Raw genomic sequence first — 11,555 nt, 5'->3', positions numbered from 1 at the left:
TCAGGGCGAATTGATGCGGCGATTGGATTGATGCGCACATTAAGCATCTTCTCTCGCCCGACACCCACGACCTATGTCTGACAAGATGCCGCTAGATCGGCTGACGGCCATGGGCTAGTGTTTTATACGACCGGTTAAAAACACCGGCCGTTTGAGGGAGATAAACGTGAAATCCAAGGTTATTGGCGCAGTATCATTGGCGGTCGCTGCGGCCGGGCTGCTTGCAGCCGCTGCACCCGCATTTGCGCAGCAGAAGACGATTACGGTCTGGTGGGGCAAGGGCTTCTACCGTTCCGAAGACGACGCGCTGCTCGAAACGATCAAGAAGTTCGAAGCCAAGACTGGCATCAAGGTCGAATTGTCGCAGTACGCGATCCAGGACATGATTCCGAAGACGGTCGCCGCGCTCGATGCCGGCACCGTGCCCGATGTCGCCTATTCCGATTCCTATGACGTGCAGGCGCAGGGCAAGTGGGCCTATGAGGGCAAGCTCGAGGACCTCACGGACGTGATGGAGCCGATCAAGGGCCGGTTCGTGCAGAACACGCTGGATGCGTCGATCCTCTATAACGACGTCACCAAGAAGAAAGCCTATTACGGCTTCCCGCTGAAGCAGCAGAGCATGCATGTCGAGATCTGGAACGACATGCTGGAGAAGGCCGGCTTCAAGCTCGCCGACATCCCGACCGACTGGGCAGGTTACTGGACGTTCTGGTGCGACAAGGTGCAACCGGGGATCCGTAAAGCCACCGGCCAGCGCATCTATGGCGTCGGCCAGCCGATGGGCGTGGAATCCACCGATGCCTTTCAGTCGTTCTACACCTTCATGGACGCCTACCACGTCAAGCTGGTCGACGACGACGGCAAGCTCACGGTCGACGATCCCAAGGTTCGCGAGAACCTGATCAAGGCGCTTAAGGACTACACCGACACCTACATCAAAGGTTGCACGCCGCCGTCCTCCACGACCTGGAAGGATCCGGACAACAACGTCGCCTTCCACAACAAGACCATCGTGATGACCCACAACTTCACGATCTCGATCGCGGCGAAATGGTACGAAGATTCCCAGAACCAGGCTCTCACGCAGGACCAGCGCGACGCCGGCAAGAAGGCTTACGAGCAGGACATCGTGACGGCGTCCTTCCCCAAGGCACCGGATGGTTCAACCATTCGCTACCGCTCCGACGTCAAGACCGGGCTGGTCTTCACCGCGGCCAAGAACAAGGCCGAGGCCAAGCAGTTCATCAGCTTCCTGCTCCAGGAAGAGAACGTTCGCCCCTATATCGAGGGCGCGCTCGGCCGCTGGTTCCCGGTGACGAAGGAAAGCCAGGCCAGCCCGTTCTGGCAGGCCGACAAGCACCGCAAGGCGGTCTATGCCCAGTTCACGGGCGGCACCGCGCCGTTCGACTTCACCAAGAACTGGAAGTTCACGATTCTGAACAACGAGAACGTCTGGGCCAAGGCTATGAACCGGGTGGTCAGCGAGAAGGTGCCGGTCGACAAGGCCGTCGACGAGCTGATCGTCCGCATCAAGCAGGTCGCGGGTTAATTCATCCCACCCCTCTCCCCGCTCTGCGTGGGAAGGTATAAGAATAACACCGGCCGCGTTTCGCGGCCGGCAACTCTTTGAAGAGTCGGAAAAGAATGGCGATTACGCTCTCTGGCGATCAGTCGATCCCTGCACCGCCCTTGTCGTCGCGGCTGACCCCGCCGCAAATCTGGGGCATCGTGCTGCTCGCACCCTATTTGCTCGTTTTCCTCGCCTTCGTCGTCTACCCCGTCGGTTACGGGCTATGGCTGGCGCGGGCCCCGTCCAATTATGTCGCGCTCTACAACGACCCGATCTTCGCGCGCGCAGCCGTCAACACGCTGATCTTCCTGCTCATCGGCATCAACATCAAGATGCTGATCGCGCTGTTCCTGTCCGGCTTCTTCGCCCAGCAGCGCACCTGGATCAAATGGCTCTCGGTGATCTTCATCCTGCCCTGGGCAGTGCCGTCGATCCCGACCATTCTGTCGGTGCGCTTCATGTTCAACCCCGAATGGGGCATGGTGAACCACTTCATCTTCTCCTTGACTGGCGATGACGGCCCGAATTGGCTGAACGACCCGACCGTGGCGCTGACCATGGCGATCGGCGTCCACATCTGGAAGTCGCTGCCGTTCTGGACGCTGATTCTGATGACCGGACGCCTTGCGATCGCGCAAGATCTGTTCGAGGCCGCAGAGGTCGACGGCGCGAGCTGGTGGCAGAAATTCCGTTACATTACCTGGCCGTCGCTGCAGACGCTCTACATCACCTGCACACTGCTCTCGATGATCTGGACGCTCGGCGACTTCAACAGCGTCTATCTGCTCACCGGCGGCGGCCCGGCCGACCTCACGCACGTGTTGTCGACGCTCGGCATCCGCTATCTCCGGCTCGACCAGCTCTCGCTCGCGATGGCCTCAATCGTCTGCGCGGTACCGTTCGTCCTCCCGCTGATGTATTTCATGATGAAACGGTTGTCGCGATGAAGCTTCCCTCTCTACGCGATGTCGCGACCGAATCGCGGCTGCTCCTGATCGGCATTCCCGTCTTCCTGTGGACGATGATACCGATCTATCACATGTTCCTGTTCGCGATCTCGCCGAAGGAGGACGCGTTCTCGGGCAAACTGTGGCCGGATCATCCGACGCTGCACAACTTCGAAATCGTGTTCAAGCAGCAGCATTATTTCCTGCGCGACTTCTACGTGCAGTTCTGGAATTCGCTGGTGATCGCGGCGGCCGTCGGCGTGCTGACACTGGTCATCGCGACCGCGGCGGCGTTCTCGATCTCGCGCCTGCGCGTGCCCGGCGGGCGCATCGTGATGAACCTCGCGCTGTTCACCTACTTCATCCCGGCGGCCTTCCTCGCGGTGCCGATGTACCGCACCATGGGTAATTACGGCCTGCTCAACAATCATTGGTCGCTGATCCTGGCCATGGTGACGATCGCCAGCCCTTACGCGATCTGGGTGCTCAAGCAGGCCTCCGACAAGCTGCCGGTCGAGTTGGACGAGGCCGCCGTAATGGACGGCGCGACCACCCTCCAGATCTTCCGCCTGGTCTATTTGCCGTTGATGATGCCCTCGCTGGTCGCGATCGGCACCTATGCGGTGCTGCTCGCCTGGAACGAATACCTCTACGCGTTCCTGCTGCTCTCGAACGACCGCGAGATCACCCTCCCCGTCGCGCTCGGCAACTTCCTCGCCGCCGACGACTCGCCGTGGGAGCTGTTGATGACGACCGGCTTCATCTACGCGCTGCCACCGGCCGCGATCTACTACGCCTTCCGCCGCTACATGGTGGGCGGGCTCACGGCGGGCGCGGTGAAGTCGTAATCTCGATCTCGCGCGATCATCGACCCGAATACCTGTCGTGGGCAGCGGCTACGACAGGTCGATATTCATCGCTGCCGTCAATCGTTGAATTTCAAGTTGCTGGCCCGAAGAGGGCCGAAGATCATTTCCTATGATTGACGAGTGCAGCCATTCCAGCGCGACGCCAAATTCTCGATTCTCGATAAACTCAGTCAGTAGCTCACGGTCTCGGCGAGAGAGTTGAGATGATATCGACCCAACCAGATTTGTCAGAGCCTCCTCAAGTTGACGCCATTTTTCCGCGCGGTTCATCGTCACTCTCCTATGAGACTACAATGGCGCCGCGCTCTCGCCCTGCGAGCTCGACAGTTTCGAGGCGAGCGAGGCGATGACGATGACCACCGCGATCAGGCCTATCACCAGCGTGCAGATGGCATTGATCTCGGGCTTCACCCCCAGCCTCACCTCCGAGTAGATCCGGATCGGCAGGGTCGCCGAACCGGGCCCTGTGGTGAAGCTCGCGATCACGAGATCGTCCAGCGATAGCGTAAAGGCCAGCATCCAGCCGGCGACGATCGCGGGGACGATCAGCGGCAACGTCACTGCCAGAAAGGCGCGGACGGGATCGCAGCCGAGATCCATGGCGGCCTCTTCCAGCGAGCGATCAAGTGAGCCGAGCCGGGACTGCACGACGACGGCGACGAAGCACATCGTCAGCGTGGTGTGCGCGATCGTCACGGTCCAGAAGCCGCGCTCGGCGTTCAGCGCCACGAACAGCAGCAGCAGCGACAACCCGGCGATCACCTCCGGCATCACCAGCGGCGCATAGAGCATGCCGGAAAACAGCGTGCGGCCGCGAAAACGCTCGCCGCGTGACAGCGCCACAGCCGCGAGCGTGCCGAGCAGGGTCGCAATGGTCGCCGAGGAGATCGCGACCCGCAGGCTCATCCAGGCCGCCTCGATCATGGCGCGGTCGCTGAAGAGCTCCTGATACCAGCGCAGCGACCAGCCGCCCCAGACCGTCACCAGCCGCGAGGCGTTGAAGGAATAGATGACGAGGATGAGAATCGGCAGATAAAGGAACGCCAGACCCAGTGTGAGCGAGGCGATGTTGAAACGGGATAGGCGGGAGATCTTGCGCATCGACTCACCTCCCCTGTTCCAGCTGCCGCTTCTGGAGCCGTTCGTACAGCAGCAGCGGCGCCAGCAGCACCACCAGCAGCACGATGGCTGCGGCGGAGGCGACCGGCCAGTCCTTGTTGGTAAAGAATTCGAGCCACAACGTCTGGCCGATCATCAGCGAATTGGAGCCGGCCAAGAGATCAGGGATGACGAACTCGCCGACGATGGGGATGAAGCACAGCAGCACGCCGGCACCGACGCCAGGGAGCGACAGCGGGAAGGTGACGAGCCAGAACACCTGCCAGGGCGGCGCGCCGAGATCGGAGGCGGCCTCCTCCAGCACCGGCTCCATCTTGGCGAGCGTGGCGTAGAGCGGCAGGATCATGAAGGGCAGGTAGGAATAGACGATGCCGATATACATCGCGCTGTCGGTGGAGAGCCATACCACCGGCTGGCTGACCAGATGCAGCGCCAGCAGGATCTGGTTGAGCAGGCCGTCATGCTGGAGGATGTTGATCCAGGCATAGATCCGGATCAGGAACGAGGTCCAGAACGGCACGATCACCAGCACCATCGCCACCGCCTGCCAGCGCGTCGGCAACCGCGCCATCCCGTAGGCGATGGGATAGCCGATCAGGAGCAACAGCGCGGTCGCGGTGACGGCGACGGTGAGGCTACGCACATAGGCGAACATGTAGATGTCGTCGGAGGCGAGCAGCCTGAAATTGTCGACAGACAGCGCGGCAAAGGCGGCCTTCAGCGCCTCCCATCCTTGCGTCAGGTCGAACACCGGCTCGTAAGGCGGCTGCGCGATCGCCGTCTGCGACAGGCTGATCTTCAGCACGAAGCCGAACGGCACCAGGAAGAACAGCACCATCCAGACATAGGGCATGATGGCGGCAAGGCGAGCCGGTCGCGCAAAAATGCGGCGCGCGCTCATGACGGCAGCACCACACAGTCGTCGGGCGTGAACCAGGCGACGACATGCTGGTTCAGGCTGTAGGCATCGATGTCCAGGCGCGCGCTGTTGGCGACTGCAGCCTGCATCATCCCACCGGCGTCCAGCTTCACCTTGTAAGTGGTGGTGCCGCCGAGATAGCAGATGTCGGCGATCACGCCGTCCAGACTGTTGATCGCCACCGCATGGCCGATCTCGCCCACCGGGCCGCGGCGGGACAGCTTCACCTTCTCGGGGCGAATAGCCACCGACAAATGGCTCTCGCCCACCCGTTCCCGCGGCTCGGCGACCACCAGCGTGCCCGCACCTTGCGTGGCGATCACCAGTTGATGACCGTCGCGCAGCTTGAACTCACCGTCGAACAGATTGACGTCGCCGACGAACTCCGCGATCCAGCGCGAATGCGGAGCCTCGTAGAGCTCGCGGGGACTCGCGACCTGCGCGAGCTTGCCGTCCCTCATCACGCCGATCCGGCTCGCCATCGTCATCGCCTCCTCCTGATCGTGGGTGACGATGATGAAGGTCATGCCGAGCCGACGCTGAAGCTCCATCAGCTCGCCTTGCGTGTTTTCGCGCAGCTTCTTGTCGAGCGCCGCGAGCGGCTCGTCGAGCAGGAGGAGCTGCGGGCGTCGCGCCAGTGCACGCGCCAACGCCACGCGCTGGCGCTGGCCGCCCGAGAGCTGATCGGGCTTGCGCTTCTCCAGCCCTTCGAGCTTCACCAGCGCGACCATTTCCGCCACACGCGTGGCGATCTCGCCGCGCGCCATGCCGGCGCGCTTCAGGCCGAAGGCGATGTTGTCGCGCACCGCGAGATGCGGAAACAGCGCGTAGTTCTGGAACATCATGTTGATCGGCCGCTCATGCGGCAGCGCCTGTGCGATGTCCTTGCCGCCGAGCAGGATGCGCCCTTCGTCCGGGGCCTCGAAGCCGGCGAGCATGCGCAGCAGCGTGGTCTTGCCGCAGCCGCTGGGTCCGAGCAGCGCGAAAAACTCGCCGGCCTTGATGTCGAGCGACACGCCGTCCACGGCGCGGAACGTCCCGAATGTCTTGGCAACGCCCTCGATGCGCAGCAGCGGCTCGCCGGCCGCCGGGTGCGCGTCCCCGCGGGCCGCCTTGGCCGTGGCATTCGTTCTGGGCAACTTGTCAGTCATGGTCCCCGCCAACCCCGATTCCGCCGCACGCTAGCGGCCGATCACCCCTACCTCAACCGGGTCGGGGCGGATCGGCCCGAATTGGTCTTCATGCTAGCCCCCAAATGGCGTAAGGTTACAGAGATGACAAAGCTGCTGGATCAAGCCCTGAAAATCGCACGCAGTCTGCCGGCGGACGCGCAGGATAACATCGCCCGAATTGTGATGCAGCTCGCCGGCGCGGAAGGGGCCGCCCCCGTCATCCTCTCGGATGACGAGCGGTCGGCGATTGCCGCGTCCAAGGAGGCTGCAAAGCGAGGCGAATTCGCAACCGAGGCTCAAGTCCGCGCGACCTGGGCCAAACACGGCCTGTGAATATCCGCTATACGCTTCCGGCGCTGGCCGATCTCGATTCGATTCTAACCTACATCTCAGCGACGTCACCGCGGGGAGCAGCACGTGTCCAAAAGCGCATTCAGGACGTGGTCGGCCTGCTGCTGGCGCATCCTGAGATCGGCCTGCGAACAGACGATCCGGATATCCGGAGGCTAACCACAACGCCCCACCCGTTTCTCGTTTTCTACGAGATTCGGAGCCAGGAGATCATCATCCACGCCATCCGCCATGGTGCTCGCGATCCCGGCAGGATGCCCGGCACGCGCGGCTCTGATTAGTTCAGGTTCGCCATGAACGCCGCCAGCGCATCGCGGTCCGCCGCGGGCATCGTCAGGCCGAGCTTGGAGCGGCGCCACAGGATGTCCTCGGGAAAGCGCGCCCATTCGTGGGTCATGAGATAGCGTACCTCGGCGCCGGTCAGCTCAGGGCCGAAAGCCGGGCCGAGATCGTCACGGCTGTTCGCTTCGCCGAGCACCGCTGATAGGCGCGAACCATAAGCCGCCACCAGGCGCTGGGTCTGCGGCTCCGAGAGAAAGCGCCAGCGGTCACGCGCGAGATCGACCTCGGTATCGAAACGATCCCAGGCGAAATCTCCGCCCGGCAGCGCCTCGCCTGCGGTCCAGGGCGGCGACATCGGATAGAACGGCGTCAACTTCGTCACTGCCCGCTCCGCGCGCAGGCGCGAGGTGGTGACGTCGCCGCCGAACATCGTGATCAGCGGCGCCTTGCGCCGCCGCGCGTGGAACAGCGTCGTGCCGTCACGCCGGCGCGCGGACGCCAGCGTCAGGTTGACGCCGGAGACCACGCGCACCACGTCGGTCGGGGCGACCTGCTCGCGGAAATAGCGACTGGCCGCTTCGCAGAGATAGCCGACGTCGGCCCCCGGCATCGCGACGATCGCGGGATCGCCGGTGAAATCGTGCGTGATCGTGCCGATCAGCGTGAAGTCGCGCTCGAAGGGGCTCGCGAAGATCAGCCGGTCATCGCTGTTCTGGAAAACGTAGACGTTATCGGAATCAAACAGCCGCGGGACGACGATCTGGCTCATCTGCATCGCCGCCATGGCGGGTTGCGGCTGCCGCAGCACGGTCTCCGCGACCATCGAGGTCCAGCCGCCGGTGGCGTTGGCCAGCGCCCGGGCCGTGATCGTGCGGCGATGGCCGCGATCGACCACCGCGAGCCGCCATGTGTCGGTTCGATCGGCGCGCACGCAGCGTGCCCCGGTCCGGATCGCAGCGCCACGCTCGGCCGCATCCAGGGCCGTGAGCACCACCAGGCGGGAATCGTCGACGACGCAGTCCGAATATTCGAAGGCCGTGCCGAACGGTCGTTTCAGCGCGTTGCCGACCGGATGATGCGTGATGTCGAGCGTGGTCGCCGCCGGCAGGCCGCTCCGGCTCGTGAGGCTGTCGTAGAGGAACAGGCCGGCGCGCAGCAGCCATGGCGGACGCTCATCGGAATGCGCCGGTATTACGAAGCGCATCGGCCGGACCAGATGCGGCGCGATCCGGAGCCAGGTCCGGCGCTCGGCGAGCGCCCGGCGCACCCGCCGGAAGCCGCGCCGTTCCAGGACCGACAGATCGCCGTGGATCAGCCGCGGCGTTGCCGACGATGCCGCGCCGCCCAGATCGCCCTGCTCCAACAGGATGACCCGCAGGCCGCGGCCGGCGGCATCGCGCGCGAGGCTGACACCGTTCAGGCCGCCACCGATGATCGCAAGGTCGTAATCCGCCATGAAGCCGTCGAGAAGGAGCGAAACGCTCGCCATCTCTAGCCGGTCTTGAGCGCAAGCTCCATGACTTCGGCGCGGCCGACGAGGCCGGCATATTTCCCGATCGGCAGGGGCTTGCCGAGCAGATAGCCCTGCACGCCGTCACATCCTTCCTCGGCGAGAAAGGCGAGCTGTTCGAGCGTCTCGACGCCCTCGGCGACGATCGACATTTCCAGGCCATGGCCGAGATCGATCACCGCGCGCACGATCGCCGCCGATTGCGGGTTGCGGCCGAGATTGATGATGAAGGCGCGATCGATCTTGATCTTGTCGAACGGGAACGCCTGGAGATAGCTCAGCGAGGAATAACCGCTGCCGAAATCGTCCATCGAGATGCGTACGCCAAGCGCTTTCAGCCGGCGCAGCAGCGCAAGTCCGCGATCAAAGTCCTCGATCAGCACGCCCTCGGTGATTTCGAGCTCGAGCCGGCCGGGTGCGAGACCCGTCTCGATCAGGATCGAATGGACCAGCCCGACCACGTCGCCGTGCATGAACTGCGCCGGAGACAGATTGACCGCGACCTGGAGCGGCTTCGGCCAGGACGCCGCCTCGCGGCAGGCCTCGCGCAGGATCCACTCGCCCATCTCGACGATGAGGCCGCTTTCCTCCGCGATCGGGATGAATTCGGCCGGGGAGACCTGGCCGCGCACCGGATGCTGCCAGCGCGCCAATGCCTCGAAGCCGATGATCTCGCTCTCGACGACGCTGTGGCCCGTGGCGCCCTGCGGCTGGAAGGCGAGCGAAAGCTCGCCGTTCTTGATCGCCATCGAGAGGTCCTGATGCAGCACGCGGCGATCGCGGATCTGCTGGTCCATCTCCGGCTGGAAGAGGCTGATCGTGCCGCGCGACTTCTGCTTGGCGCGGAACAGCGCCGCGCCGGCATTGGCGAGCAGCGAGGCGCCGTCGGCGCCGTTGTGCGGGAAGATCGACATGCCCGTGGTGACACCGGCGCGGACCGGGCGGCCGTCGATCTGGAATTCCTTGGCGACGGCATCACCGATCTGCTGCGCCAGCGCGAGACCTGCCTCAGGTTGTTTGCCATCGATGATCAGGCCGAACTCGTCGCCAGACAGGCGCGCCACCACGCCGCCGCGCGCGGAGTCCTGGAGCCGCTGGGCCACCTCGACCAGAAGCTTGTCGCCGTGCGCATGACCGAAGACGTCGTTGACCTCCTTGAGACCGTCGAGGTCGACGCACAGAACCGCGAACTCCTCGCCGGTGCCTTCGCAGGCCTCGATCATCTGGGTCAGCGCCTGCAAGAAAGCGGCACGGTTCGGCAAATCGGTGAGGCCGTCATGATAGGCCATGTGCGCCATGCGCGACTCGGTCTGCCGGCGATCGGTGACGTCCTCGTGAGTCTTGATCAGATATTGCGGCTCGCCGGCGTCGCTCAGCACGGTGGCGCGACGGGTGAGGAACAGTCGCAGGCCGTCCTTGGTCGAGATCGGATGCTCTTCGGTGATCATCCCGCGCTTCTTGATCGCGGCTTCGTCGCGCGCGATGATCAGCTTGGCTTCCTTGGGATTGAAGATGTCGGACGCGGTCAGGCCCGTGGCGTCCTCGCGTCTGCGGTTCAGGATCGTCTCCGCGCTGCGGTTGGCGAGCAGATAGCGGCCGTCCTTGACCTGCTCGACGATCAGCGCCACCGGGATGTTGTCGACCACGAGTTCCAAAAACTTCTTCGTGCTCTCCAGCTCCTGCGACAGCGAGCGGCGGTCGGTGATGTCCTCGAACACCACCAGCAGGAATTCAGGCTTGTTGCTCTCGTTGCGGACCACGATCCGGATCGAGGCCACCATGCGCTGGGTCGCGCCGCGCTCGACCTCGAATTCGTTGCGGTACTGGCCGGCGGGCGCGATGAGCGCCGCCCGATCGGTCGCCTCGATGCTGGCCGCCGAATTCGGCCCGAACAGCTCGCGCGCGTTCTTGCCGACAACCTGGTCCCGCGAAAATCCCCAGAAGCGCTCATAGGCGCTGTTGGCGAAGATGTAGCGGCCATCCTCGATGCTCTTCGCGGCCACGCAGGCCGGCACGTTGTCCAGCACCGTTTCCAGGAACTGCTTGGTGGAGGCGAGCTGCCGCGACAGCCTACGCTGCTCGCTAACGTCCAGATGCGTCGCCACCGAGCCGCCGTTGGGCAGCACGAAATATTTTACCAGGATGGCCCGCCCGTCCGGCAGTTCGGTGATCAAGCCGTTGGTGCTTGCCGCCTTTTCGTAGAATTCGTCGTCGGAGGCGACTCCGAGGACGCCACGCTTGCGCCGCAAGGCGAGGATGTCGGGTCCCGTCATGCCCGACCAGAGCTCTGAGCGGCCGAGGCCGTAAATCTCGAGATAGCGGTCGTTGCAGAAGATGACGCGCCGCTGCGCATCCGTCATCACCACGCCCTGGTTGAGATTGTTCATGGCGGAGGAGATGAAGGCATTGCGCCGCAGCTGCAGACGCCTGGTCCGGCGCAGCGAGGAATGGATCCACAGCACGATCGCGGCGAGGAACGAGCAGATGACGACACCCGCGATCAAGGCTTCCCAGATCACGTTGGGATTGAGCTCGCCGAGATAGCTCGGCGGGGCGAAGCTGTCGGAGAGGGCAAAGGCGCGCGCAGGCGCGACCGCTGCGGCCAGGCACACGACGGCCTGCACCGCAATCGGAAGCGTGCTGCCCACGTGCCAGTTCTTCTCAGCCATCAGCCACCCGCGATTTCAACGTCGGATTGTCTGGTCTCGCCGGTTTGGATCGGGTAAACGCCTGTACGTGCAACGGAAAAATGTGACGCCAAATACGGCAATTGCCCTGACATGATAAATGCCTCCTTAACGGAAAACGCCCCC

The 11,555-nt window shown here is 63.7% G+C and carries 11 protein-coding genes; 5 read left to right on the top strand and 6 right to left on the bottom strand.

The window, feature by feature from the left end:
- Window positions 1–166: 166 nt before the first annotated feature.
- From ACVWYI_RS07730 to ACVWYI_RS07720, 3 genes are all read left to right on the top strand, one after another.
- Window positions 167–1,552, top strand: a complete 1,386-nt coding sequence (locus ACVWYI_RS07730) for an ABC transporter substrate-binding protein (RefSeq protein WP_247343179.1) — start codon at window positions 167–169, stop codon at window positions 1,550–1,552.
- Window positions 1,553–1,647: 95 nt separating this feature from the next.
- On the top strand, window positions 1,648–2,520 hold the full coding sequence (locus tag ACVWYI_RS07725) for a carbohydrate ABC transporter permease (RefSeq protein WP_247343177.1): 873 nt from the start codon (window positions 1,648–1,650) through the stop codon (window positions 2,518–2,520).
- Window positions 2,517–3,368, top strand: coding sequence for a carbohydrate ABC transporter permease (locus ACVWYI_RS07720; RefSeq protein ID WP_247343175.1), 852 nt, complete (start codon window positions 2,517–2,519; stop codon window positions 3,366–3,368). The genes ACVWYI_RS07725 and ACVWYI_RS07720 overlap by 4 nt, the downstream gene beginning before the upstream one ends.
- A 48-nt stretch (window positions 3,369–3,416) precedes the next feature.
- Here the strand turns inward: ACVWYI_RS07720 and ACVWYI_RS07715 are convergent, their stop codons facing one another.
- From ACVWYI_RS07715 to ACVWYI_RS07700, 4 genes are read right to left on the bottom strand one after another with little or no spacing between them, the layout of a single operon-like run.
- A complete protein-coding gene (locus ACVWYI_RS07715; RefSeq protein ID WP_456661625.1) occupies window positions 3,417–3,659 on the bottom strand; it encodes a hypothetical protein in 243 nt (80 codons plus the stop codon).
- Between the two features lie 18 nt (window positions 3,660–3,677).
- Window positions 3,678–4,490, bottom strand: coding sequence for an ABC transporter permease (locus ACVWYI_RS07710; protein WP_247343170.1), 813 nt, complete (start codon window positions 4,488–4,490; stop codon window positions 3,678–3,680).
- A gap of 4 nt (window positions 4,491–4,494) precedes the next feature.
- The gene (locus tag ACVWYI_RS07705) at window positions 4,495–5,409 is read right to left on the bottom strand and encodes an ABC transporter permease (protein ID WP_247343167.1); all 915 of its coding nucleotides are present in this window, start codon (window positions 5,407–5,409) and stop codon (window positions 4,495–4,497) included.
- Window positions 5,406–6,578 carry an ABC transporter ATP-binding protein gene (locus ACVWYI_RS07700; protein WP_247343165.1) on the bottom strand — a complete coding sequence of 391 codons (1,173 nt, stop codon included), beginning with the start codon at window positions 6,576–6,578 and terminating at the stop codon, window positions 5,406–5,408. Before ACVWYI_RS07700 ends, ACVWYI_RS07705 begins: the two co-directional genes overlap by 4 nt.
- A 123-nt stretch (window positions 6,579–6,701) precedes the next feature.
- Here ACVWYI_RS07700 and ACVWYI_RS07695 point away from each other — a divergent pair, with 123 nt between their 5' ends.
- Together ACVWYI_RS07695 and ACVWYI_RS07690 are read left to right on the top strand one after the other, a co-directional pair.
- Entirely contained in the window at window positions 6,702–6,932 is a 231-nt protein-coding gene (locus tag ACVWYI_RS07695) for a hypothetical protein (protein WP_247343162.1), read from the top strand.
- On the top strand, window positions 6,929–7,231 hold the full coding sequence (locus tag ACVWYI_RS07690) for a type II toxin-antitoxin system RelE/ParE family toxin (RefSeq protein ID WP_247343160.1): 303 nt from the start codon (window positions 6,929–6,931) through the stop codon (window positions 7,229–7,231). Before ACVWYI_RS07695 ends, ACVWYI_RS07690 begins: the two co-directional genes overlap by 4 nt.
- Here ACVWYI_RS07690 and ACVWYI_RS07685 read toward each other — a convergent pair.
- Window positions 7,228–8,688 (bottom strand): glycerol-3-phosphate dehydrogenase, encoded by a 1,461-nt coding sequence (locus tag ACVWYI_RS07685; RefSeq protein ID WP_247343326.1) that lies wholly within the window; start codon window positions 8,686–8,688, stop codon window positions 7,228–7,230. The two genes, ACVWYI_RS07690 and ACVWYI_RS07685, sit on opposite strands and share 4 nt — an antisense overlap.
- Before the next feature lie 35 nt (window positions 8,689–8,723).
- A complete protein-coding gene (locus tag ACVWYI_RS07680; protein WP_456661624.1) occupies window positions 8,724–11,411 on the bottom strand; it encodes a sensor domain-containing protein in 2,688 nt (895 codons plus the stop codon).
- Window positions 11,412–11,555: the final 144 nt, after the last annotated feature.

Source organism: Bradyrhizobium sp. LB13.1 (assembly GCF_054056815.1).
The sequence above is the reverse complement of the archived record's forward strand: the minus strand, read 5'-3'. Positions and strand labels throughout refer to the sequence as shown.